General features: G+C 37.9%; 23 protein-coding genes and 2 tRNA genes. 13 read left to right on the forward strand and 12 right to left on the reverse strand.

Going from position 1 to position 23,498, the window contains the following annotated elements:
* The first annotated feature begins 89 nt into the window (after positions 1-89).
* Complete coding sequence (locus M2419_RS20785) at positions 90-764, forward strand: head GIN domain-containing protein (protein ID WP_153846854.1); 675 nt, start codon at positions 90-92, stop codon at positions 762-764.
* A gap of 234 nt (positions 765-998) precedes the next feature.
* Entirely contained in the window at positions 999-1,667 is a 669-nt protein-coding gene (locus M2419_RS20790) for a sterol desaturase family protein (protein WP_227550237.1), read from the forward strand.
* Between the two features lie 109 nt (positions 1,668-1,776).
* Here M2419_RS20790 and M2419_RS20795 read toward each other — a convergent pair whose 3' ends face one another.
* Positions 1,777-2,190, reverse strand: a complete 414-nt coding sequence (locus tag M2419_RS20795; RefSeq protein ID WP_228280120.1) for a group III truncated hemoglobin — start codon at positions 2,188-2,190, stop codon at positions 1,777-1,779.
* 167 nt (positions 2,191-2,357) lie between these two features.
* Between M2419_RS20795 and M2419_RS20800 the strand changes: the two genes are divergently transcribed.
* Positions 2,358-2,924: a hypothetical protein gene (locus tag M2419_RS20800; protein ID WP_153846855.1), complete on the forward strand. Its 567-nt coding sequence runs from the start codon at positions 2,358-2,360 to the stop codon at positions 2,922-2,924.
* 186 nt (positions 2,925-3,110) lie between these two features.
* On the opposite strand, the gene M2419_RS20805 is transcribed toward M2419_RS20800, so the two are convergent.
* Positions 3,111-3,587, reverse strand: coding sequence for a biopolymer transporter ExbD (locus M2419_RS20805; RefSeq protein ID WP_153846856.1), 477 nt, complete (start codon positions 3,585-3,587; stop codon positions 3,111-3,113).
* Between the two features lie 379 nt (positions 3,588-3,966).
* Positions 3,967-4,509 carry a hypothetical protein gene (locus M2419_RS20810; protein ID WP_153846857.1) on the reverse strand — a complete coding sequence of 181 codons (543 nt, stop codon included), beginning with the start codon at positions 4,507-4,509 and terminating at the stop codon, positions 3,967-3,969.
* A gap of 174 nt (positions 4,510-4,683) precedes the next feature.
* Here M2419_RS20810 and M2419_RS20815 point away from each other — a divergent pair, with 174 nt between their 5' ends.
* Positions 4,684-5,574, forward strand: a complete 891-nt coding sequence (locus M2419_RS20815) for a winged helix-turn-helix domain-containing protein (protein ID WP_153846858.1) — start codon at positions 4,684-4,686, stop codon at positions 5,572-5,574.
* A 65-nt stretch (positions 5,575-5,639) separates the two neighbouring features.
* Here the strand turns inward: M2419_RS20815 and M2419_RS20820 are convergent.
* The 6 genes from M2419_RS20820 to M2419_RS20845 all read right to left on the reverse strand — a co-directional run bounded on the left by M2419_RS20820 (position 5,640) and on the right by M2419_RS20845 (position 9,310).
* Positions 5,640-5,724, reverse strand: a tRNA-Ser gene (locus tag M2419_RS20820).
* Positions 5,725-6,002: 278 nt separating this feature from the next.
* Positions 6,003-6,599, reverse strand: coding sequence for a hypothetical protein (locus M2419_RS20825; RefSeq protein ID WP_153846859.1), 597 nt, complete (start codon positions 6,597-6,599; stop codon positions 6,003-6,005).
* Positions 6,586-7,080 carry an RNA polymerase sigma factor gene (locus M2419_RS20830; RefSeq protein WP_153846860.1) on the reverse strand — a complete coding sequence of 165 codons (495 nt, stop codon included), beginning with the start codon at positions 7,078-7,080 and terminating at the stop codon, positions 6,586-6,588. The genes M2419_RS20825 and M2419_RS20830 overlap by 14 nt, the downstream gene beginning before the upstream one ends.
* Positions 7,081-7,084: 4 nt before the next feature.
* Positions 7,085-7,981 (reverse strand): alpha/beta fold hydrolase, encoded by an 897-nt coding sequence (locus M2419_RS20835; protein WP_153846861.1) that lies wholly within the window; start codon positions 7,979-7,981, stop codon positions 7,085-7,087.
* 264 nt (positions 7,982-8,245) lie between these two features.
* Positions 8,246-8,330 (reverse strand) — tRNA-Ser (locus M2419_RS20840).
* Positions 8,331-8,425: 95 nt separating this feature from the next.
* The gene (locus M2419_RS20845) at positions 8,426-9,310 is read right to left on the reverse strand and encodes a bestrophin family protein (RefSeq protein WP_153846862.1); all 885 of its coding nucleotides are present in this window, start codon (positions 9,308-9,310) and stop codon (positions 8,426-8,428) included.
* A 67-nt stretch (positions 9,311-9,377) separates the two neighbouring features.
* Between M2419_RS20845 and M2419_RS20850 the strand changes: the two genes are divergently transcribed.
* From M2419_RS20850 to trxA, 3 genes are read left to right on the forward strand one after another with little or no spacing between them, the layout of a single operon-like run.
* Positions 9,378-10,226, forward strand: a complete 849-nt coding sequence (locus M2419_RS20850; protein WP_145331182.1) for a glycoside hydrolase family 25 protein — start codon at positions 9,378-9,380, stop codon at positions 10,224-10,226.
* Between the two features lie 8 nt (positions 10,227-10,234).
* On the forward strand, positions 10,235-10,966 hold the full coding sequence (locus tag M2419_RS20855) for a rhodanese-like domain-containing protein (protein WP_153846863.1): 732 nt from the start codon (positions 10,235-10,237) through the stop codon (positions 10,964-10,966).
* A complete protein-coding gene (gene trxA, locus M2419_RS20860) occupies positions 10,966-11,262 on the forward strand; it encodes a thioredoxin (protein WP_153846864.1) in 297 nt (98 codons plus the stop codon). The genes M2419_RS20855 and trxA overlap by 1 nt, the downstream gene beginning before the upstream one ends.
* Positions 11,263-11,349: 87 nt before the next feature.
* Here the strand turns inward: trxA and M2419_RS20865 are convergent, their stop codons facing one another.
* The 3 genes from M2419_RS20865 to mqnC form a co-directional block, all read right to left on the reverse strand.
* The gene (locus M2419_RS20865; protein ID WP_167450446.1) at positions 11,350-11,511 is read right to left on the reverse strand and encodes a hypothetical protein; all 162 of its coding nucleotides are present in this window, start codon (positions 11,509-11,511) and stop codon (positions 11,350-11,352) included.
* A gap of 153 nt (positions 11,512-11,664) precedes the next feature.
* Entirely contained in the window at positions 11,665-12,225 is a 561-nt protein-coding gene (gene scpB / locus M2419_RS20870; RefSeq protein WP_182330793.1) for an SMC-Scp complex subunit ScpB, read from the reverse strand.
* Between the two features lie 9 nt (positions 12,226-12,234).
* Positions 12,235-13,359, reverse strand: a complete 1,125-nt coding sequence (gene mqnC / locus M2419_RS20875; protein WP_075994034.1) for a cyclic dehypoxanthinyl futalosine synthase — start codon at positions 13,357-13,359, stop codon at positions 12,235-12,237.
* Positions 13,360-13,790: 431 nt separating this feature from the next.
* Between mqnC and M2419_RS20880 the strand changes: the two genes are divergently transcribed.
* The 6 genes from M2419_RS20880 (at position 13,791) to M2419_RS20905 (ending at position 23,258) form a co-directional block, all read left to right on the forward strand.
* A complete protein-coding gene (locus tag M2419_RS20880) occupies positions 13,791-17,093 on the forward strand; it encodes a TonB-dependent receptor (RefSeq protein ID WP_227550086.1) in 3,303 nt (1,100 codons plus the stop codon).
* Positions 17,094-17,126: 33 nt separating this feature from the next.
* On the forward strand, positions 17,127-18,842 hold the full coding sequence (locus tag M2419_RS20885; RefSeq protein WP_153844766.1) for a RagB/SusD family nutrient uptake outer membrane protein: 1,716 nt from the start codon (positions 17,127-17,129) through the stop codon (positions 18,840-18,842).
* A 125-nt stretch (positions 18,843-18,967) separates the two neighbouring features.
* The gene (locus tag M2419_RS20890; RefSeq protein WP_228280121.1) at positions 18,968-20,287 is read left to right on the forward strand and encodes a D-alanyl-D-alanine carboxypeptidase; all 1,320 of its coding nucleotides are present in this window, start codon (positions 18,968-18,970) and stop codon (positions 20,285-20,287) included.
* Positions 20,288-20,297: 10 nt separating this feature from the next.
* On the forward strand, positions 20,298-21,596 hold the full coding sequence (locus M2419_RS20895; RefSeq protein WP_153844764.1) for an MFS transporter: 1,299 nt from the start codon (positions 20,298-20,300) through the stop codon (positions 21,594-21,596).
* Positions 21,597-21,616: 20 nt separating this feature from the next.
* On the forward strand, positions 21,617-22,345 hold the full coding sequence (locus M2419_RS20900; protein ID WP_153844763.1) for a (Fe-S)-binding protein: 729 nt from the start codon (positions 21,617-21,619) through the stop codon (positions 22,343-22,345).
* Between the two features lie 22 nt (positions 22,346-22,367).
* Positions 22,368-23,258 (forward strand): TIM barrel protein, encoded by an 891-nt coding sequence (locus M2419_RS20905; protein WP_088162814.1) that lies wholly within the window; start codon positions 22,368-22,370, stop codon positions 23,256-23,258.
* Positions 23,259-23,498 lie beyond the last annotated feature (240 nt).

A 23,498-nucleotide genomic window follows, 5' to 3' on the forward strand; every position in this document is an offset into this window, starting at 1 on the left:
CCTTTTTTATGTCAAAATAGGTTAAAAATATTGTTCTTAATAGGAATTGGCTTATTTTTTGACGAACAACAATAAAAAGTCAAGTAAATATGAAATTTTTAGGAGTCAGTGTAATTCTTTTATTAATTGCCCAAATGGGGTTTGGGCAGGTGAAGCAAAATGTTGGCGATTTTTCTTCGGTTGTAGCGACGGACAAGATTCAGGTGGAGTTGATTAAGTCGGACGAGTCCTTAGTGACGTTTGAAGGACAGAATCACGAGAATGTTAAGGTGGTCAACACAAATGGATCCTTGGTTTTGAAAATGAATACGTTGAATATGCTGCAGGGGGGGGATATCTCTGTGAAGGTATATTACAAGAGTTTAAACAATGTGGAAGCAAAAAAAGGAGCTAAGGTATTTGCAACTACAAATAATCCAGTTGCTGTTGACCACTTAAAAGTATATGCTTCAGAAGGTGGCCTGGTTGATCTCTATACAGCGGTAAAAACAGCTGAAATAAAAGTGACCTCAGGTGCCACAATCGCTTTGTATGGAAAAGCAAACAGACAGGAGATCATTTCGAATTTTGGTGGCAAATATGAAGGTAAAGACTTTAAGACAGCCACAACGGTAGTTACTGTCAATGGCGGGGGAAAAGCGGATGTTTTTGCAACTGATTCCATCGAAACCAAAACACGTGGTGGCGGTGTGATTGATGTTTATGGAAAACCAGAACAACGTGTAGAAAAGAAAATGGCCGGTGGAACAGTCAACTTTAAATAAGCAAACTGTCTTGGATTTGTCAATTTTCTCGTGCTGAGATTTTAGTTGATTAAAGCGAAAAAGAGTGAAATTTAGGGTAATAGATGCAATAAAAAGGGTTTAGCTTAATTGGGGTAATGATTGTTGTTTAACCTTTTTATTAAAAAGGTCAGTTATTTTGTTTTTCTCATCAGAAACCTTCTTCATTTGTGCTTAAAATACTTATTTTTGTGAGGGAATAATAAAAATAGTATTATGGCAAAGCGTAATTATGTTTCAAATTCTACGGAATCTACGCGCATGTTCAACAATGACTTTTTAGAGTCTTTGACGAAAGTGCATTGGAGTGTACCTTTGATTTTCTATGTACCCGTGGTTGTTTTCTTTTCGTATAAAGCGCTAGTTTGGGGAGAGATTTCCTTTTTAACATACATTGGGTATTTTATTTTTGGTTTAGCTTTTTGGACTGCTTTTGAATATGCATTACATCGTTGGGTATTTCATTTTCACCCGACAACGGAATGGGGAAAGCGCATCGCTTTTATTTTCCATGGTGTGCATCATGATTACCCAAGAGACCGTATGCGTTTGGTGATGCCATTGTCAGCGAGTATTCCACTAGCTCTTTTGGTGTATCTTGGTTTTACATTGTTTTTTTCAAATGAGTTTATCTTAGCCTGCTTCTTCTCAGGTTTTATGGTGGGGTATTTGATCTATGATGAATGTCATTATGCAATGCACCATGCTAATTTTAAAAGCGGTATTTTCAAACGGATCAAACAGCACCATATGTTGCACCATTATTCGGATCCAGAAAAAGGTTTTGGAGTAAGTTCTTCCTTATGGGATGAAATTTTACGCTCAGGTTTTGAAGAAAAGGAACCCAAAAAAGATTCTACTTCCTTAAAAGAAGAAAAAGCATAAATTGAATCACATCAACTAAAAAAGCCCTGGAAATTTCCAAGGGCTTTTTTTATGGATTAATTTTTCTTTTTATTTAACAATGCTATCAAGTGGGCTTTGTAGGCTAACTTTAGATCAATGGTTTCTTGTTGGGGTTTGCATGTAGGTATTCCAGTTTGAACTGAAACATTTGTGCCATTTTCTGCGCACGCCATTTGGCTTCTTCGGCCTTTTGTCCACTGTATAGGCGATCTACTGTTGCTTCGAATAATTTGAGCCATTGACCAAAATGTTGCGCATCAATGGGCAAGTTAATATGGGGTGGAAAGGGGCTGCCAAAATAGCTATGTTCATCCAGTAGGATAGTCTGCCAAAAACTATACATCTTTTCAAGATGTATAGTCCAATTGTCTTGGATTCGTTCTTTAAAAATAGGTCCGAGCAAAGTGTCGTTACGTATCGTCGTATAGAATTGATCTACTAATACTTTAATATCATCGAGTGTTTGAATATCCTGTTTCATCGGCGTATGATCTAAGCTCATGAATAAAGACCTATAGCTGGATCAGAAACTTCTTCATGATGTTTGTCTGGATTAAATGTAGTGACATTTATAGAGAATCGCATCACTTGGATGTAAAGATGTCTCGTTGAAATATTGTAATTCTCTTTTATTGTCAGTAAATTGACTCAATACTAAGGGAAAAACATATGGGAAAATACGTTCTTTTAATCCTATTATCGATGGGATTTTATGCTGCTGAGGCGCAGGTTACAACAATTTCGATCAATAAGGAAAATTTTCAATCTTCTGGTTTTCCATTTAAGGGGAAGCGTGTGTTACAAGTGGAACGCATTCAAACTCCAAAAGAAGATAATTATATTGTGTTTTCAAAAGAGGAACGGGGTGCCGATCCCGACAAACTTTATGTACAACAATTTCAGCAGATAGACGGAATGTGGCAGCTTGTGGCTGATGAATCCATATCCGAAGAAGGGATCGTTACGTCGGTTTGGGAATCTCGAAAGGCATTTTTTGATGCGGATAGGGATGGTAAATTGGATGCATTATTTATCTATTCAAGGCATCCAAAGGATGACCTAAAAAAGCAGCTAAGCTGTATTGGACTAGTTCTTTATAAAAATAAGTTTTACCGTCTCCGTGCGGAGGAAGCAGATGGTTATGGTCAGACAACGTTTTCAGACAATTATGCGTCCCTACCGGTTGAGGTAAAAGAGAATGTGGAACGTTATTGGAACAATCTGGATAAAAGATAATTTACGGTACGGATCTGGAATCTACCGAAAGATCGATCATACGACCTTTCGGTAAACTTGTTATTGTCTATTTCATCAGATAGAAAGCATTTCCACGTTTTTTGATGATATTAATTGATTTTACCTATAAAAGGCTCGTTCAATAGGTTGACTCAATGCATGGATAGGATATCGATCAAATCAATGTTACTGGAGTGCAGCGAGCAATTGCTTTTCTTCTTCGATTTGCGTTTTACTGATCACGTAACGTGCGATATGCTGGCCCTTCAATTGATCTATCGTCTGAATAACATCTTTTGTGCGCGCTTCTTTGCTAGGCTTAATCAATACAATCATGTCCTTTGTATTGGGCATGGTGCTTATCTTAGCTTTTAACTGTGCAATAACGGCTGGGAGCCCTTTCTCGATATCTACCGGTACTTTTGAAGAGCTGATCGGTTTTTTGAAATCCCCATGATACCACATGAATTTTCCTTCGCCTAGAATAAGAGTCGCCGTGCGGTTTTCATCAATAAGAACCGAACTTTCTACATCTGATTTAATTTTGTCTGGCATGGCGATATCCATTGCAGAAGGTTTATTTAATGTTGTGGTCAACATAAAGAATGTAATGAGAAGAAATGCGAGGTCTACCATGGCTGTTAAATCTACTTTAGGAGCCATTTTTCTGCTTCTTATTTTTTTTTTTCCGTTTCTTGCGTTTTTTGATTTAATTCTGCCATGATCGTCATCTTTAGGTTAACACTTTGTTGTTACTCATTATTATGATGACAGAGAAGAATGGATTCCACAGTATTTTTTTTAAAAACTGAGGTTTTTCTCAAGTACTTTCTGTATTTTTTTTTCTTAATTGTTGATAATCAGTTTTTTTTATGCTATGTTCTAGTTTGTTCGTTTTTGATCCGATTTGACCAATTCACTTGTTATTTTGTCCTTTCAATCAATTTAGGACGCTTGCTAGGCTGTCGAAATTTTTCTAGTGGTTTGCAAAAAAGCCCCTCAATGCTGAAAGGCTTTTCTTGCGGAGTGGTAGGAAGGTTACTCAGCAACCGCCTTGGTTAGGGATGCGTTTATAAATTATTTTGTTAGCTTTTTGTACATAGTTGCCCGCTACTATTGGATACGAATACTTAGGTGCGTACATGACGGTACGACCCCTTATCGTTATTTTGTCGTTTACTTTCAGACTTTTCAATTGTTGAAATTCATTAGAATTTTCCAGACCAAAACTTAGAATATAGTCTTCACGATTAATCCTAACCATCACTCCAAAACCTAACTGTGCACCTAGTGGAAGATAAAGAGAAGTTACAACCGCCTCTATGTTGGCAGAATTCTTTATTTGATTCTTTATTTTCGCAGCATTGTCAAGTACTTTTATACCTTCGGGAGATTCTTGCCATTTTTTGAACTTTATACCATTGGGGCTCGCTTCCCATTTATTCATTTCGGCGGTCATTTCAGTAGGAGTGTGTGAATTCGGGGCCGTTTTTTTAAAGGTTTCATTTTTGATTTCGCGATTGGCAAAGGCCAAGCCGCTTCCTATAGCGAGCGGTAAAACCAATACGTAGATAATTTTTTTCATATTTTTAAAAGTTTAATGAACATTAGATTTATCCCAGTAAATTAGAGCCGTTCAAACTTTTTTTCTCTCGTATCTTTTTTAGAGTGATGTAACAAAAATACTTTGATGATACTTATATAGAGGGATTTAGATTGTAAATAGTGATGTAATCTTTGTAAATAAATTGTAAATCGTATGTCTGAAAGCCGAAATATTTTCTCAGGGAACCGCAAGTACTTGTATGGCGGCATAATACTCTTGTTTATTGCGATGGCCTTTGTTGCTTTTGATATGACTGGCACAGACGATTTTGATAGCGCTAGGAGAGAAGTTTTGCTTAGGAGGGTAGGAGATGAACTGCTTACGCAGTCTGGAGACAGTAGATCAAGGGTACTTCCGATAGAAAAGATTCAAGAAAATGAATATCAGATCAGGTTTGAGAATGAAATCACCTTTAAACCAGACTCACTGGTGAGTGTTATTCAGCGCCTGTTGGTCAATGATCCTCTTGCCCGTGATTATGTCGTTAACGTCCTCAACTGTGGCAATTCGAGTGTAGCTTATGGATATGCTATTTCCCATAATAAAAAAGATGATATTATTGCTTGTAGAGGTAGAGTGCAACCTAAAGGATGTTACATGATCAATATTAAATTTAAACCTAGCGGGATAAATACAGCAGCGAATAGCTATTTTCTTGGTATCCTGTTGTTTTTAGCATTTGCTGGATTCTTTTTTTGGAAATCGGATCGGAGGCGAAGCGCTGTGTTAGACGATCAAAATAACAGTATTTTAACCTTTGGGGCCGTTTTGTTTAATCCGCAGGAGCGAGAAATGGTCATTAATGAAAATACCATAGATCTCACTGGAACGGAAACCCGTCTGTTGCATATTTTCGCCTTGTCTCCCAACCAAACGATAGCGCGAACACGGCTGCAAAAAGAAATTTGGGAAGATGAGGGGATTATTGTTGGGCGCAGTTTAGATATGTTTATATCAAAACTTAGAAAAAAATTGGAGTTTGATCCGAATATCAAAATTACGGTTATACGTGGTAAAGGATATAAACTTGAGGTAAGTTCTTAAGAAGAGTAAGGGAATAAATTGGGCTAAAAAGCAAAAAGCCTTTCATTTCTGAAAGGCTTTTTCTGCGGAGAGTGAGGGATTCGAACCCCCGAACCTGTGACAGTTAACGGTTTTCAAGACCGCCGCATTCGACCACTCTGCCAACTCTCCGCGACAAAAGTAGAAATTTTGGGTAGAATTACAAAACTTATTTTACATTTTTCTTTGTTTAAAAGCAGTTTTAGCACTCTTAAATAGAAATGTAGTTGAATACCAGTTGGTTATTTTTAAGGGGTAACCCACTTTTCGATGTCATATTGGAGATAGCGGGCTCTGCCGTGGACGATATGTTCGCTTTAGATGTGATCATAATCTTGTTTTAGCTTATTTATTGCAATTAAAAATGTAACCATGAATGTATTTTTTAGGAGCATATATAATCCGATTTTTCAATTCCCGAACTGTCGTTCTAACTCCTGTAATTCAAAAATAACTTCGTTGATTGATCGATCAATTTTAGCGAGTTGTCTTTTGCCCAGATAAAAGTAGGAAAATAGAATCCAGCTATAGGTTGGAAGGTAAGTCAGTAAATAATAGTGGAAACTAGCACCCGCTAGGATTTCCCGAAGATAGATCGAGATCGCTATACCGAGAAGTAGATGATAAATCGGCATGTTCCAATGAATTCTTTTCTTTCGAAAGGAATCAAACTGTTGCCACTGTTGTAAATGTTTAGTAGGTAAAGCTACTTCGTTGATCTTTTTGACTTTACGTGCAGTAGTCAACATTAAGTATGCCTGTATAAAACAAAGGAAGGATACGATAAACATCGATGTGTACAATGCGAGCGTTTTATGCCTAAAATCAAGGAAATATGCCAGAGTAAGAATAATTAATCCTGTTGCAAGCAATAAAACAGCACCGGCTATTTCTTTCCTTATTAATTCTTGACGAAAGTTTTTGGCCTTATTCAGGTGTTTTGGGGACAAGATATTTTGTTTGCTATCCTGTTTCCAAAGATGTTGTAAATCGTTAAAGTCTTGCATATTTATGGAAAATTTCGGTTAATTCCTTTTTAATTCTATGGATTTTTACACGGAGATTATTCTCTGTAATTCCCGTAATTTCTGCTATTTGCTCATAAGGTTTTTCATCTAATACCAATGTGATCAGTACTCTATCAGCTTCTTTTAGCTTGCTGATACATTTGTACAGCAGATCAATCTGCTGTATTTTTTCATTCGATGAATCCTCTGGTATATCGATGCAGCTTGTGTCGGTTATTTTTTTTAAATGTTGATGTTTTTTTCGCATACTCGTCAAGCAATTATTGATCGCTATTCTGTAGATCCAGGTGCTTAATTTGGCATCGTTGCGAAAACTGTCGAGTTTTTTCCATACAGTAATGAAGGTCTCTTGGATTAAATCTTCTGCATTATCTCGGTCTCCGGTATAACTGAGGCATAACTTGCGGATGGCCGGCGCATATTCTTTGTAAATAATCTCAAAGTTTTCTTTGTTGGTCATCGGGTTATTTTAAAAATGTATCTAGTTCTTTAAAAAACCATATTGGCTGATCATACATAATAAAATGCTTACTGTTGGTATTGTGTAAAGTTAGCTTTTTCACATACTTATATTGTTCGGAAAGAATCTGTTGTGATTTTTCCAGCGTTTCGTACTTACTACCTAGTACCAAAACGGGGATGGTAATTTTAGCAAGATCCTGACGGATATCCGTCGTCATCATTTCATAAAAAGCAGATGCTAATGTAACTCTATCGCTCTGTACTTGCCATTCGGCTATTGTTTTGGCTTTTATAGAATCGGTTACCAGCTGTCGTGCTATATTGTTAGCATAGGCACTAAGTTGTTGGTCTCCCATCGAAGTAAATTGTGCGATAAGTGCATCTTTATCGACAAACTTTTTTACTTCCTCTACACTTGTATTTGGGTTCTGCATGCCCGGGTAGAACGGTACTCCGTCCACAACAATAACTTTTTGAAATAGCGAAGGTGCGGTGCTTGCGATCCAGAGACTCAAAAAGCCACCTAAACTATGACCTAGAAGAATCGGATTTTGCATTTTTTTTACCTCTGTATATGCTATGATTTCATTGCGCATAGTCTCAAGCAATGCTTCTTTAATAGCTGCTTGTCCTGCGAAGCCAGGAAGTGTAAGCACGTGACATTCGTATTTGTCTTTTAGGTGATTTACAGTTTCTGTCCATACGGTTCCACTACAGCTATATCCTGGAATAAGAATGATTGGTGTTCCTTTTCCATAGATACTGACCTGAAAATCATATTTTTTTTGTGCAAATACCGATCCGTAAATCATAAGTAAAAGTATTGAAATAGCGACTTTGGTGAAATGGCATAAATAGTTCGGTAGATCTTTATTGATACGAAGAACAATAGTTTTCATAAGAATTGAATTTAAAATTAGTAATTATGGTTTTCTAGAATATTCTGCTTATTAGATGTTATGAATTACAGATTATTACATAAAAGAATGAAAAAAGTGAAAAAGAGTGCATGTGGCAAAGAAGAGTTGTGTGAAATGTTGTTTTCTTGTAGGTAACGCTCTGATAATTCGAATGGAATGGTACTATAAGAAAATTGATCTTTTGATGGGGGAGAATAAAGGGGCAAAAGCAAAAAGCCTTTCATTTCTGAAAGGCTTTTTCTGCGGAGAGTGAGGGATTCGAACCCCCGAACCTGTGACAGTTAACGGTTTTCAAGACCGCCGCATTCGACCACTCTGCCAACTCTCCGCGACAAAAGTAGAAATTTCGAATAGATTTACAAAACTTATTTTCTATAGCTAGTCTTAGCGTTTGAAAATGAGCTAGATTGTTTTTAAAAAAGTCTATGCAGGGATAATCTCATGGCAGTGTTTCCTGATGTTGGCCGCAATTTTGTCGATCGGTAAATCGTCCTGGTCGATACCAAATGGCTCTTCAATGGACTCGCCAATTAACTCAAGAGATGCTAAAACATATAAGATGAATGGTACAGCAATCACAACAAAGTAACCGATGGAAAAAACGTAACCTACTGGAAGGGTCATGGTATAGAAGATAATGAACTTCTTGATAAATGCACTATATGCTAATGGTATTGGGGTGTTTTTAATACGCTCACAAGCTCCACAAACATGTGTCATGGTAATAATTTCCTCATTAAGGATAATAAGCTGATCGCCAGTTATAGTTCCTTCTTTATATAGATCATTGATTTTGTGGAAGATCATGGTAGAGACTTGGTTCGGACCATGTTTTTTATTATCCAAAGCCTTTAACTCAGGGTGTTCGTTTTCGTCGAGCATAAACTTGGTGTAATCCGATCTTAAAAAATCGTATAGTGTTTCTGCGAATAGGGGGATTGCCTTTCTGAAAAAACTACGATTCACTTTGTCATCTACATCCAGCATGGCATTTAGTTTGTACGAAAAGGCTCTACTAACATTGGTCAATGTACCCCATTGTTTTCTGGCTTCCCACCAGCGGTCATAGGCCGTGTTTGTTCGGAATACCAGTAAAAGCGATATAACAAAACCGAGTAGGTTGTGGACAATGGTAATGTTTTTGACCCAGCTCTTTTCATTTAGTTTGAGGTATTCCAATTCAAGAAAGGCAATCATCCAGGAATAAAACGCTATCAAAACAAGAAATGGCAGTAACTTTTTGAAGGTATCTGATTTATGCAACTTGAAAGTTGCCGAAAGCCAGTCTTTGGGGTTGTATACGATCATACACAAAAATATAAATTGTTGCGAAAATTTTGCGAGTTAATTGCTATTGCCGTAACTTCATCGTGCTATGGCACAACAGCGATCAAAAAGAAAGAAAACAAGTACAAAAGGAAGTCAAGTTAGTGGAACAAAGTGGATTTGGATGATAGCAGGAATGCTGGTGCTTTTCCTCTGTCTTGTTGTGTGGCATTATCGGGCTGGAATTATATACTATTTTCGCGTGGCTACCTCCAAAGACAAGTCTCTGACGAAGGAAGCTAAATATGATATTCGTAATATTGAGATTATGAGCAAGCACGATGATAAGGTGTTTGGCATAGACGTGTCTACCTATCAGGAAGAAATAGATTGGCAAAAGGTAAGCACAATCAATGATCATTTTCCGATAGATTTTGTGTTTATCAGGGCGACAATGGGTGAAAAAGGAATTGATGATAAGTTTAGTCGAAATTGGAGTAAAACGGAAAATAGGGCAGTTTTGAGAGGCGCCTACCATTATTTTAGACCCAATGAGAACTCGGTCAAGCAAGCGAAGAATTTTATTCGGAAGGTTAAACTACAGTCTGGCGATCTTCCGCCGGTCTTGGATATTGAGGAGCATCCAAAACAACAATCTATGGATAGCTTGAAAGTTGGGCTAAAACGTTGGCTTGAAGAAGTCGAAGCCCACTACAAAGTAAAACCCATTCTTTACTCCGGAGATAAGTTTTATAGTGACTTTTTGGAAAAGGAATTTGCAGCTTATACGTTGTGGATTGCAAATTATAACTTTTGGGTTGAGAACCCCAAAGACCATTGGGCTTTTTGGCAATTTTCTGAAAAAGGTACTGTCAGAGGGATTCAGGGCAATGTGGACTTAAATATATACAATGGTAAAATTGAGGAATTGGAAAAGCTGCTTATTCCTTTTAAATAGTAAAATATATGCGTAGAGTTTTTATCACATTATGTGGGGTTTGTTTAGTACTGTTTAATGGTCAAATGCAATTACATGCGGAATCGAAGAGTCATCAGGTCGAGATGTCGCAACCCGCTTCAGATTTACCACGACTAACGTTGAAAGAATTTAAAAAATTGCGTCGTGAAACAGCTATCCAAGTTCTTGATACGCGACCTGGCGATATATTCCTACAAGGATTTGTACCTAAATCAATAAATATAGGCTTTAAAGGTCCTTTTGATCACTTTTTGGCGCACGTGTTTCCCAATAAAGCCCAAAAGCTTTTATTGATTACAGACATAGATAGTCAAGATACGGTTTATCATCATTTATTAAAGTTAGGTTATACCCATATTATTGGGGTTTTAGAAGGCGGCATTGAAACTTGGAAAAGTGGCGAAGATGTAGTCTCGTTGAGTAATATCAGTGCAGGGGAATTCATGAAAAGATCAGATCAAGGTCATATTGTGGATGTAAGAACAGATAAAGAATTTGGTAATGGACATATTGACAATGCAATGAATATTCCATTAACAGATTTCGTTAATTTTGGTTCTACGCTTAAAAAAGACAATCAACAGCTGTATGTACACTGTCAATCAGGTTATAGGAGTGCAGTAGCTGTATCTATTTTGAGTGCTAAAGGATTTAAACATATATGCAATATCCAAGGTGGGTATAAGGCATTGCAAGAAGAAGTAAAGGAGAATCAATAATGGCTACTTTTGACCAGATTATTCAATCAAATTCGCTGGTTTTGGTGGATTTTTTTGCGACGTGGTGCGGTCCCTGCCAGACTATGGCGCCGGTTTTACAGGATGTAAAGGAATTTTATCAAGATGATTTGTCTATCATTAAGATTGACGTGGATAAGAATCCAAAAATTGCTTCGATTTATAAGGTAAGTGGCGTGCCTACTTTCGTGTTGTTCAAAAATGGCCAACAGGTATGGCGACAAAGCGGAATGATTCCCAAGATGGAATTACATAAATTGATCGATCAAGTAAAGTAAAAAATAAGGCGTTCAATCAAATTGAACGCCTTATTTTTTAATGATACTCTGGTGTTTTAATAGGTAGTGTTATATCGCACTAAAATATTAAAATTCATCGTCATCATCGAAGTCATCCAATCCTCCAATCGAGTCGATTTCAGGTAAATCGAAATCATCATCGAAATCATCATCATCGTCATCAGGACCGTTGAAAGATGCGAATTTTACTTCTTCAAGATCTTCGTTAGCTAAAGTTGCCGTGTTCATAAAATAATACTTTATTGTTTCTTATTCAATGTTGTAAAATTAGAGAAGAAAACTATTTTTTAAAACTTTTTTTTAAAAAAATATTAAGCTTTATTTTTCTGTTAATCAGTATGTTGAATTGTATTTTGAAAATAAAAATTTATTTTATTTTATTTATTCATTTGTTTCGCCAATCGCATTGTCCTCGGTAACGATGTCTTTCAATTGAGGGAGATCTCTCACACCATTGATTCCGAAGTGATCCATGAACTGCTGGCTTGTTGCATAAAGTAATGGTTTTCCGATACTATCTGCTTTTCCAGCAATTTTGATTAACTTCTTTTCCAGTAACCGTTGAATAGAGTAATCACAGCTGACACCTCTAATCTGCTCCACTTCTAATTTTGTTATCGGTTGTCTGTAGGCAATGATTGCGAGCGTTTCTAGTGCTGATTGACTTAGTTTTCGCTTGTTATTGTGATTTTGGAGCTGTTGTATCGATTCATGATAAACAGCTTTTGTCAAAAACTGATAGGCGTTGTTGATATAGCGTAATTCGAGTACATAGTCTTCGTCCTGGTACTTCGTTTCAATTTTTTTAATCAAGTCACGTAGCTCTTCCCTGGATACTTCGATGGCTAAGGCTTCCTGCAAAATCTGTTTGATATCGGCAAGATCTATTCCTTCCGCAGAAGCAAATATAATTGCTTCAATATTTCTTATGACGTCTTTCAATGTATCGTATTAATAGTTAATGACCTGTTCGACCATATGGGCTGGTAGTTCGCGAAACTCATACTTTTGAGTTCGTAGTTGTGGGCTGAATCCAGCTTCCAAAATAGCTTCCTGTATAGATTTTGACGTAAACCGATGTGGTGCACCAGCTGCCGAAACAACATTTTCTTCGATCATAATTGAGCCGAAATCGTTCGCTCCAGCGTGCAGACATAATTGCGCTGTGCGCTTTCCGACGGTGAGCCAGGAAGCTTGTATATTTTTAATATTAGGAAGCATAATGCGGCTTAAGGCAATCATGCGGATATATTCTTCGCTCGTTACATTATTGGTAATACCGCGCAGTCTTTTCAATAAGGTGCCATCATCTTGGAAAGGCCAAGGGATGAACGCAATAAATCCATGGGATTCCTGAGGTTTTTCATCCTGTACTTCGCGAATCCACACCAAATGTTCAAAACGTTCTTCTATCGTTTCGATATGACCAAACATCATGGTGGCAGAAGTTGGTAGATTGATTTTATGGGCTGCCCGCATAACATCTAACCATTCTTTACCACCGCATTTTCCTTTTGATATAAGCCGTCTCACACGATCATTGAGAATTTCAGCCCCCGCTCCAGGTAGCGAGTCTAGTCCTGCTTCTTTCAATTGTGTCAAAACTTCAATATGGCTCATGTTCTCCAACTTGGAAATATGCGCAATTTCAGGTGGGCCGAGAGAATGTAGTTTTAGCGTAGGATAAAGTTCCTTTAATTGCTTGTAAAGGTTTTTGTAAAACTCAATACCTAAATCCGGGTGATGGCCACCTTGCAGCAGCAGTTGGTCGCCACCGTATTTAAAAGTTTCCTCTATCTTTTGTTTGTAGCTTTCAATATCGGTAATGTAGCTATCTTCATGACCAGGGCGACGGAAAAAATTGCAAAATTTGCAATTTGCAATACACACATTGGTGGTATTGACATTTCTGTCGATCTGCCAGGTTACTTTACCATGTGGCACTTGTATCTTACGCAATTCATTGGCTACGAAAGTCAAATCAGCTGTAGGTGCGTTTTGATATAAAAAAACACCCTCTTCCTTGGATAGGAACTCAAATCGGAGCGCCCGTTCTAATAAATTACTTACATTCATCAACAACAAATATAAGGAGCTTTTAGCTTATTTGGACCTATTTGCGGAATATTTGACAATGCATATTGAATTTTGGGAAACGTTCCGGATATAAAAAACAAAAGGATGTACTTGTGTAACAATAGTATTGCATTGTAACTTAGTGTATAAAATACAATAACTTGATTTATAGCGCTTTGTGAATTAATTAAGATTTTTCCTTTTTTTTTACATTTATTATTCTTTACATTTATTTAACAGATTTTAACATTTCTGGAAAAATAACCAAATTAGAAAAAAATGAATAACCAAGGGGCCTGAATCTGCCAATAATATAGCATTGTTGTCGTCAGACCTAAAAAAATGACCAAAAACTTAAATAATAACCAATATCAACTAAAACAACTAAAGCGTAAACATAAATTTTTTTAAACCACCTATTTAGTAAAATTATGATGAAAAAAACGGACAAAAATTGCTGTTTTGATCTCATATTGGGCCAAAAGTTCAATAAGAGGTTTCTGATTATGAGTTCTCTTCTCATTGGGGGAGGAATGACCACTCATGGATTTGCCAGTGGATTAACTAGCCATGGCAAAGTTGAAGTCGTTTCATTAATCAAAACAAGGAGCGTACAACAGACACCTATCAAGGGGGTCGTGAAGGATGCTGCTACAGGTCAAGGTATTACTGGTGTATCTGTGAAAGTCAAGGGGAGCAGTAACGGGACGTCAACCGGCGAGAATGGTGCATTTACCATTCAAGCAAAAGTGGGCGATGTGTTGATTATCAGTTATATTGGGTACAAAAGTACTGAAGTTACTGTTTCTTCGAAAGCTGATCTTTCAATTTCCTTAAGCGGTTCAGAAGATGCCTTGGAAGAGGTTGTTGTCACAGGTTATTCGGCACAGCGTAAGAAAGATTTAACTGGTGCTGTTGCCGTTGTCAATGTGAAGGAATTGAAAACTACCCCGGCTGCGAGTGCTGTTGAGGCGTTGCAAGGGCGGGCAACAGGTGTTCAGATCGTAGTCGATGGTGCCCCTGGTTCTACACCACAGATCAAAATTCGTGGTTACAGTACGATCAACAACAACGAGCCGCTTTACATTATTGATGGAGTGCCTTATGAAGGAAAGTTAAGCTGGTTGAATCAAAATGATATTGAGACGATGCAGGTCTTAAAAGATGCATCAGCAGCTTCAATTTACGGTTCACGTGCAAATAATGGTGTTGTCATCATTACCACAAAAATCGGTAAAAGTGGAAAACCTCAATTTAGCCTTGACTCTTATTATGGTGTGCAGGTTCCAAACAGTGGGCGTTTTCCAAAAATGTTGTCTCCACAACAAACATTGGATATTGAAAACAGATTGGACGGCACAAACAATGTGATGCCTGATTACCTTATTGCTGGACCTAAAGTGGGCGGGAAAGATGTGATTACAGCCGCAGACGTGGATATGTCAAAATATAAGTACGATGCGAGTAGCCGAAGCGATTTTTATCAAATTACTAAAGCAAATAAGGCCGGAACCAACTGGTTTGATGCTTTATCCCAAAATGCGCCTACTCAGTCGCACCAACTTAGCGTTTTAGGAGGTGGTGAAGATGCTTCCTATGCGATTTCGGGCGGTTATCTGAAACAAAAAGGAACGATTATTCATACCGGTTTTGAAAAATATAATCTTCGTTCAAACACACGCTTCTCTGCCTTTAATAATAAACTACGTTTCGGCGAAAATATGCAATATAGTTTTACGGAAGGATTTGGTATGGGGGTAAATACCAATACTGCCGGGGACTATATCGGTGAAGGTAGTGCTTTAGGTTTTGCGTATCGTATTCATAATATCATTCCTGTATATGATGAGGGCGGAAATTTTGCAGGATCTGTTGGCGGACAGTATGGTAATGGCGAAAATCCTGTTGCTATCGCCTATCGTGCCAAGGATAATAAAAATAAGAGCAATATGTTTTTCGGGAATGTCTTTGGGGAATTTGATATTGTCTCAGGATTAACCTTCCGTAGCAGTTTTGGTATGAAGTATGAAAACTACAATGGTGTATCTTATACCTATCCAAACCCTGAGTTTACAGAAGGAAGTTTTAACAACGGAATTAATGAATTTTTTGGACTGAATAAAGAATGGACTTGGACAAATACTTTAAATTATAAAAAAACATTTAATGAGGCGCATACGTTGAGCATTCTCGCTGGTACGGAAGCTATTCAGAATAGAAATAGGCAGATAAGAGGAAAAGGAAATGGCTTTTTTACAATGTCATCGCTTGATTACCTTTACTTGGATGCCGCTTCAACCGGTCGCGTCAGTGAAGGTAGCGGTTCTGTAGGTTCCTTGTTTTCGGTGTTTGGAAAGGTGGATTATTCCTACAAAGATCGGTATATCTTAAGTGCAACAGTGCGTCGTGACGGTTCTTCTAATTTTGGGCCGAACAATAAATATGGAACATTCCCTGGAGCGAGTGCAGCTTGGCGCTTGTCGGAGGAAGAGTTCATGAAAGGTGTTTCATGGATCTCGGATCTAAAAATCAGAGCTGGTTATGGTGTGACGGGGAACCAACGTATTCCAGCCAATCAATATCTGAATCGCTATCAGGTCGCTATTAATTCATCCTCATATCCCATTGACGGAAGTTTGACTTCCGGTATGTGGCACAATGCCTACAGTAATCCGGACGTGAAATGGGAACAAGTATCCGCATTAAATATTGGGGTGGATTTTACCCTCGCACAAGGTGATTTTGATGGATCTTTCGATTGGTACAATAAAAAGACGAAAGACATGCTGTACCTGTTGCCTTTACCTGCTGTTGCCGCAGGCCGGGCCGGATCGCCTTATGTAAATATTGGTGATATGCAAAATAAAGGTATCGAGTTTTCATTGAATTATCATTACGGTAGACGTCAAGAAAGTGCATTTAAATTGGATCTGTCCGCTACTATTTCACGTAACGTGAACAAGATTGTTTCTTTGGCACCATCAGTAACCCAACAAGTGTACGGTAGTTTTAGAAGTATGGAAACCTCCATCTTAAAACCTGGAGAACCTCTTGGTGCTTTCTATGGCTATAAAGTAATTGGTATTTATTCGGAAGCAGATATCAACAATGCGAGTGTCGCTAAATATGAGGATGGAAAGTCGAGAGCTGGTGGACTTAAATTTGAGGATGTCAATGGTGATGGCAAAATTGATGCAAGTGACCGTACCGTTATAGGTAGCCCACATCCTGATTTTGTGTATTCATTCAATATCAATGCGGCTTATAAAAACTTTGATTTTATGGCCTACTTCTATGGCTCAAAGGGTAATCAAAACTATGAAGCTACGCGGTATTTTACAGATTTTGGTGTGTTTAGAGGTCAAAAAAGTACGCGCGTATTGGATGAATGGAGTCCAACGAATAGCGGTAGCATGATCCCTTCTCAAGTTAGAAATGCTTCACCTTATGAGTATGCTTCTTCGAGCTACTATGTACAGGATGCAAGTTTCTTGAAACTGAAAAACCTTCAAGTTGGCTATAACTTCGATACCAATCGGGTTTTTGGTAATAATACCGGTATCAAGAAACTCCGTGCTTATGTGGGGGTAACAAATCTGTTTACAATTACTAAATATGAGGGGCTTGATCCAGAAGTTACGGCTACTCCATCGACTTACCCAGCCTTGGGTGTAGACTTTGGTGTGTATCCACAGGCTCGTCAATATATGTTGGGTGTTAGTCTAGGATTTTAAGGGTTTAGTGATTTAAGTTAAAATTTGATTGAAATGAAAAAAAGAAATATAATTACAGTTTTAGGTATATCATTGACTTTATTAGCCTCTTGTGGAAAATCTTTTTTGGAGCGTGATCCGCAAGCTGAATTGCCTGAGTCTCAGATTGTAAATTCAAAAGGTATAGAGGCCTCTCTTATTGGGGCGTATGGTATATTAAACGGCAATGTCAACGGTACCTGGGGGAATTACTCTTCGGCGCCTAGCCAATGGTTGTTTGGTGAAGTTGCTGGAGATAATGCACATAAAGGATCTGAGGCAACCGATCAACCGAACATGAATATGATCGAATTTCATACGCCAAATAGTTCGAATGACAACCTGAGTCAAATGTGGGAAGTCTATTATGAGGGCGTATTAAGGGCAAATAATACGTTACGTATTCTGAAGGCTGACCAAGCAGGTGGAAAAACGGTAACGGCTGCACGTGCGAAGGAAATAGAAGGTGAAGCCCGAGTGTTGCGAGCGCACTATTATTTTTATTTATGGCGTGTTTTTAAAAATCTAGCGTATGTTGATGAGAATACAACAGATGATGAGGCTAAAACGAAACCGAATAAGGATGATATACTTCCGAAGATTATTGACGATTTAAAAGCAGGAATAGCTAATTTGCCAGCGGCAAAAATCAATAGCCAAGCCGGACGTATGGATCAAAATATCGCGAAAGCTTATTTGGGTAAAGTTTACCTCTACCAGAAAAAATATGCGGATGCGCTAGTTTTGTTTAAGGAAGTTATTGGTGCAAAGGATCTACGTACGATGCCGTACCAAAATAACTTTGATGTACTTACAAAAGACGGCCCGGAGGCATTACTGGTATCTAAACATGTGATTAATCCAGATGGATCTGGTGATAATGCCAATGTTGGTGATATGTTGTCTGGATTAAATGGAAGTAATCCTGTAGGTTGTTGTGGTTTCTATCAGCCGACCATTGATTTGGTTAATGCGTATAAAGTCGATGCAAGTGGATTACCATTGTTGGATGGTTCTTATCGAAATAATCCATATAAATCAGATTTCGGTTTGTCTGATGACGCAAAAAAAACATATAAACTTGATATTACACTTCGTTTTGACCCACGTTTAGATTATACGGTTGGCCGTAGAGGTGTAAATTTCTATGATTATGGTGTCATGCCAGGTGATGCATGGATTCGTGAGGTGAGCTCGGGTGGACCATTTGTTGGTATAAAAACAATGATTCCGAAGAGTTTGCATGCAACACATACTGCCTCAGGAGCGGCATATATTACTGACTTGGATGTTAATATTATTCGTTTAGCTGATGTCGTTTTAATGGCAGCTGAATGTCAGGTTGAATTAGGAGATTTAGGTGCAGCAATGAATCTGGTAAACGCAGTTCGTGAGCGTGCCGCAAAATTACCTCCTAAAACGACTGGCGATAATGTAGCAGCGGCAGTATATGTTGTTAAACCCTATACTTCTTTCCCAGACCAAAATTATGCGCGCAAAGCTGTTCGTTTTGAACGTCGTTTAGAATTAGCGATGGAAGGACATCGTTTCTATGACCTCGTGCGTTGGGGTGAGGCGAAAACTGTATTGGAAAGCTACGCAACGTTTGAAGGTGGTTTTATGGCCCGCTATAAAGGCTTAAGCTATAAACCACAAAATGATTACTTCCCAATTCCACAATCGCAGATTGACAGAAGTGGTGGAGCTCTGACACAAAATACAGGATATTAATTTTTGATAGTTTTAAAAAGGAAAGGGAGAGACAATGTCTCTCCCTTTCCTTTTTATAGGATTTGTATCTGAATTTTGGCAATAGACGAAAGGGAGTTCTTGCAGTTTTTTGTATGTTTGAACTGATGAAAAAAATTTTAAGTGCATTGTTGCTGCTTTGGTTTGTGCCAGCGGCTACTTTTGTAGCGAAGGCTCAGAGCTTTGAGGATGTTTATCAGCTATTTCAAGAATCTAAAATATTAAATGATCATTTTGTTGGTTTTTCTTTGTATGACCTAAATGCCAATAAATATGTGATGGACATAAACGGCAATAAGCATTTTACACCGGCTTCCAATACAAAAATGTATACCACCTATGCTGCTCTAGCACTGTTGGGCGATTCAATACCTGGTTTGGAGTATGTGGAACGCGGAGACTCGCTGCTTATCTGGGGGACAGGTGATCCGACGTTTCTGCATAATCGGTTAGATACCAGGGTAGTGTATAACTTTTTGAAAAATACGAATAAACGCATTTTTGTTGTACCAGGGAAAATGAAAAATAAGTTCTTTGCACATGGTTGGGCTATGGAAGATTTTGAAGCTTACTATCAGCCTGAAATCAGTACATTTCCTATTTATGGCAATGTGGTCACTTTTCGTCAAAAAGGTTATAATTATTTATCGACCTCTCCAGCGAGTTTTCAAAATTCACTGGATTTTTTGCCGGAACCTAAGGTAGGTGATTTTGAACTTTCCCGCTCATTTCGTGAAAATTCTTTTTGGATGTCCAAACGTCCCGTTCCGAGCGGTTATGTCAATGAGGTTCCATTTATCTATTCTGATAGCTTATTTATTAAATTATTGTCGGATAGTCTAGGTAAATCCGTGACCTTATTGTCTTACCAAAAACCAAGCAATACCAAGATACTCTATTCAGGCAGTACCAAAAATTTAATCCGTGAAATGATGTTGCCAAGTGATAATTTTATTGCTGAACAGTTTTTAATGATGTGTTCGTGGAAACAATTCGGTCAATTTGATACTTACTTGGTGCGGGACTGGATGAAGAATAACGTTTATAAATACTTTTCAGCTGAGGTTGCTATTTTTGATGGATCGGGACTATCATCCTATAACAAAGTGACTCCCCAGAATAATGTCGATCTATTGGTCGTCTTGAAAAATAAGTTGCCGGATGAGAAGGAACGTTTTCGTCTTTTTCCGGCTGGAGGTGTAGATGGTACCCTAAAACGTACCTATAGCAAAGATCTCGGAGAACCGTTTGTTTTTGCTAAAACGGGAACGATTACATCTGTCTATAATCAAAGTGGTTATTTGATCACACGGACAGGAAGGCGCTTGGCATTTTCTTTTATGAACAATAATTATATAGATGATCGAGCAAGTGCAATTCGTAAAGAAATGGCTAAAATAATTACTTATATTCGTCAAACTTATTAAGCCAATTTAAATGGAAGCAATTGTAAAAAACAATAAAAAATTGATTCGTTCTTGGGCCATGTTCGATTGGGCCAATTCTGCTTACAACCTTGTTATTACTTCCACGATATTCCCTGTTTACTATACCGCAATTACTACCACAAAAGAGCATGGTGATGTTGTTCGTTTCTTTGGGATTGAAGTCGTCAATACCGCACTTTCTAATTTTTCTTTGGCCTTTGCCTATCTGTTGATGTCTTTTTCTTTGCCCTTTATTTCTTCGTACGCTGATGCAAAAGGAAAAAAGAAAGAGATTATGAAATTCTTCACTTATGTTGGAGCAGTTGCATGTATGTGCTTATTTTTCTTCAAGCTTGAAACTTTGGAAATTGGTATCATCTGTTTTGTGCTTGCAGCGATGGGGTATATTGGCGGTGTTTTGTTTAATAATTCCTATTTGCCGCTTTTGGCGACAGTCGATCAACAAGATAAGGTGAGTGCGCAAGGTTTTGCTTATGGTTATATTGGCTGTGTCACTTTACAGATTCTTTGTTTTATAGTGGTGCTTAAGCCTGAATGGTTTGGTATTACAGATGCTTCACTACCGGCCCGTATATCGTTTCTAATGGTCGGATTGTGGTGGCTTGGGTTTTCAATGATTCCTTTCAAATACCTGCCTAAAATCGATGCAACCGAGAATAACACAGGTAAGAGTTTTGTTCAGAATGTACGGGATGAATTCGGCCATGTTATCCAAAAAATCAAAGGTATTCCTGAAATAAAGCAGTTTTTGCCGGCTTTTTTCTTCTATGCAATTGGTGTTCAGACTTTGATGATTGTAGCCTCCTCTTTTGGGGAGAAAATTTTGCATTTAGGCGCAGAAAGGTTGATTGCTACAATTCTTCTCATTCAGCTCGTAGCTATCTTAGGTGCATTTTTAATGTCTTATTTATCTACGCTTTTTGGGAATATTAAGGTGTTGATCGTTGTGGTGATGATCTGGATAGGCATATGTATTTCGGCCTTTTATTTATCTACTCCACTTCAGTTTTATATTATTGCTGCATTGGTCGGTTTAGTTATGGGCGGGATTCAGTCCTTATCGCGTTCAACCTATTCTAAATTAATTCCGACGGATATCAAAGATACGACTGCTTTCTTCTCTTTTTATGACGTCACAGAAAAAGTTGCTATAGTTATAGGATTATTCTCATTCGGGTTTATAGAACAGGTTACACATAATATACGATATTCGGCATTGGTTCTTTCTTTATTTTTTGTAATTGGATTGTTACTTTTGATCCGGATATTAGTATCCAATAAATCTTAATTTTATTGATTGAATTGCATATGAAAGTAGAACTTTTTGTTCCTTGTTTTATAGATCAGCTTTACCCTGAGACCGCATTTAATACGGCTCGTTTATTAGAAAAGGTCGGTTGCGAGGTTGTCTATAATCCTGAGCAGACATGCTGTGGCCAGCCTGCCTATAATGCTGGATTTTGGGATGATGCAAAACAGGTCGGACGGAAGTTTTTAGGTGATTTCTCAGGAGATCATGTGATTATTTCTCCTTCGGCGTCTTGTACTGGTATGGTACGACATGCTTATAATGATTTATTCGCAAATTCGGCCGATTCCCATCAGTGTCATAAAATACAGCAACAGGTTATGGAAATCTCTGATTTTTTAGTAAACGTGCTAAAAAAAGAGTATTTTGGAGCTGAGCTTGAGGGTGTTGCGGTGTACCACGATTCTTGTTCGGCTTTGCGAGAGTGCAAGATTAAAGAGGAACCACGGAAATTATTGAGTAAGGTCTTAGGTTTGGAGATGGTGGAGGTGAAAGATAGCGAGACATGTTGTGGGTTTGGGGGTAGTTTTGCCGTTAAATTCGAAGGAATATCCGCAGCAATGGCTGAGCAAAAAGTGCGCAATGCACTTGATCTGAATGCGGATTATATTATTTCCACTGATTCATCTTGTTTGCTACAGCTTCAATCTTATATCGATAAACATAAATTACCCATTCAGACGATGCACCTCGTTGATGTGTTGACTACTGGCTGGGGAAATATTTAAATAACACATTAAATCTAAACACATGAATTCAAGAAGAGATTTTCTTAAAAACCTTGCACTAGCGTCTGCTGGTATAGCATTAGCTCCCTCTTTGGAGAGTTTTGCGGCAGCAAAGAAAGATTGGTTTGACATTTCCTTGGCTGAATGGTCATTGCATAAATCCTTGTTCAAGGGAGATTTGAACAATTTGGATTTTCCGGTATTGGCTGCCAAAAAATACGGTATCTATGGGGTGGAATATGTAAATCAGTTTTTTAAGGATAAGGCTAATGATAATAATTACCTTACTGAGCTAAATATGCGTGCAAAAGATAATGGTGTACGTAATGTACTCATTATGATTGATGGTGAGGGAAATCTCGGTGATGAAGATGAAACAAAGAGAAAACAAGCCGTGCAAAACCATTATAAGTGGATTTCTGCAGCTAATTTCTTAGGTTGTCATGCAATCCGTGTCAATGCGGCTGGAAAAGGGACTCCTGAGGAAGTGAGTAAACGTGTTGTTGAAAGTTTAACAGCGCTATCTGATATTGGTAAAAAAGCGGGGATTAGCATTATTGTAGAAAACCATGGTGGTATCTCTTCACATGGTGACTGGTTGGCTAATACATTAAAAGCAGTGGGTAGTAAGTATTGTGGAAGTTTACCTGATCTTGGTAATTTCTATGAGTATGATCGTTATCAAGGTGTAACGGATCTAATGCCTTATGCACATGGTGTGAGTGCCAAAACACATGATTTTGATGCCAATGGAAATGAAACGCAAATTGACTATGAGCGTATGTTGAAGATTGTTAAAAAAGCAAAATTCAAAGGTTATGTGGGGATTGAATATGAGGGAAGTAAGTTGAGCGAAGAAGAGGGTATTTTTGCTACTAAAAAATTACTGGAACGTTTGCGCCCTTTGATCTAATATTTAACTAGTCGAGTTCTTTTCAGGAAATGGAAGGAACTCGGCTCGTTAAATAGGTTTTAATTGAAGTGTTGCTCGGATGCAACAACGAAAAAAACTGCAGTCCATTCGTTAGAAACCTATTAAAATCTTCACTATCTTGCTTGAGTATATGAAGACGAGTGAACAACCTCTTTCTTTGTGTAGAGGATCATCGGATTTTTCCGTTTACCGATGGTATATTTTATAAATGGAAATCGC

The sequence above is a fragment of the Sphingobacterium sp. BIGb0116 genome (genome assembly GCF_024808035.1).
In the GTDB taxonomy this organism is placed as follows: domain Bacteria; phylum Bacteroidota; class Bacteroidia; order Sphingobacteriales; family Sphingobacteriaceae; genus Sphingobacterium; species Sphingobacterium paramultivorum.

Coding starts and splice junctions, on each gene's coding strand:
- M2419_RS20785 (WP_153846854.1), top strand. CDS start 90: ATGAAATTTTTAGGAGTCAGTGTAATTCTTTTATTAATTGCCCAAATG.
- M2419_RS20790 (WP_227550237.1), top strand. CDS start 999: ATGGCAAAGCGTAATTATGTTTCAAATTCTACGGAATCTACGCGCATG.
- M2419_RS20795 (WP_228280120.1), bottom strand. CDS start 2,190: ATGAGCTTAGATCATACGCCGATGAAACAGGATATTCAAACACTCGAT.
- M2419_RS20800 (WP_153846855.1), top strand. CDS start 2,358: ATGGGAAAATACGTTCTTTTAATCCTATTATCGATGGGATTTTATGCT.
- M2419_RS20805 (WP_153846856.1), bottom strand. CDS start 3,587: ATGGCTCCTAAAGTAGATTTAACAGCCATGGTAGACCTCGCATTTCTT.
- M2419_RS20810 (WP_153846857.1), bottom strand. CDS start 4,509: ATGAAAAAAATTATCTACGTATTGGTTTTACCGCTCGCTATAGGAAGC.
- M2419_RS20815 (WP_153846858.1), top strand. CDS start 4,684: ATGTCTGAAAGCCGAAATATTTTCTCAGGGAACCGCAAGTACTTGTAT.
- M2419_RS20825 (WP_153846859.1), bottom strand. CDS start 6,599: ATGCAAGACTTTAACGATTTACAACATCTTTGGAAACAGGATAGCAAA.
- M2419_RS20830 (WP_153846860.1), bottom strand. CDS start 7,080: ATGACCAACAAAGAAAACTTTGAGATTATTTACAAAGAATATGCGCCG.
- M2419_RS20835 (WP_153846861.1), bottom strand. CDS start 7,981: ATGAAAACTATTGTTCTTCGTATCAATAAAGATCTACCGAACTATTTA.
- M2419_RS20845 (WP_153846862.1), bottom strand. CDS start 9,310: ATGATCGTATACAACCCCAAAGACTGGCTTTCGGCAACTTTCAAGTTG.
- M2419_RS20850 (WP_145331182.1), top strand. CDS start 9,378: ATGGCACAACAGCGATCAAAAAGAAAGAAAACAAGTACAAAAGGAAGT.
- M2419_RS20855 (WP_153846863.1), top strand. CDS start 10,235: ATGCGTAGAGTTTTTATCACATTATGTGGGGTTTGTTTAGTACTGTTT.
- trxA (WP_153846864.1), top strand. CDS start 10,966: ATGGCTACTTTTGACCAGATTATTCAATCAAATTCGCTGGTTTTGGTG.
- M2419_RS20865 (WP_167450446.1), bottom strand. CDS start 11,511: ATGAACACGGCAACTTTAGCTAACGAAGATCTTGAAGAAGTAAAATTC.
- mqnC (WP_075994034.1), bottom strand. CDS start 13,359: ATGAATGTAAGTAATTTATTAGAACGGGCGCTCCGATTTGAGTTCCTA.
- M2419_RS20880 (WP_227550086.1), top strand. CDS start 13,791: ATGATGAAAAAAACGGACAAAAATTGCTGTTTTGATCTCATATTGGGC.
- M2419_RS20885 (WP_153844766.1), top strand. CDS start 17,127: ATGAAAAAAAGAAATATAATTACAGTTTTAGGTATATCATTGACTTTA.
- M2419_RS20890 (WP_228280121.1), top strand. CDS start 18,968: ATGAAAAAAATTTTAAGTGCATTGTTGCTGCTTTGGTTTGTGCCAGCG.
- M2419_RS20895 (WP_153844764.1), top strand. CDS start 20,298: ATGGAAGCAATTGTAAAAAACAATAAAAAATTGATTCGTTCTTGGGCC.
- M2419_RS20900 (WP_153844763.1), top strand. CDS start 21,617: ATGAAAGTAGAACTTTTTGTTCCTTGTTTTATAGATCAGCTTTACCCT.
- M2419_RS20905 (WP_088162814.1), top strand. CDS start 22,368: ATGAATTCAAGAAGAGATTTTCTTAAAAACCTTGCACTAGCGTCTGCT.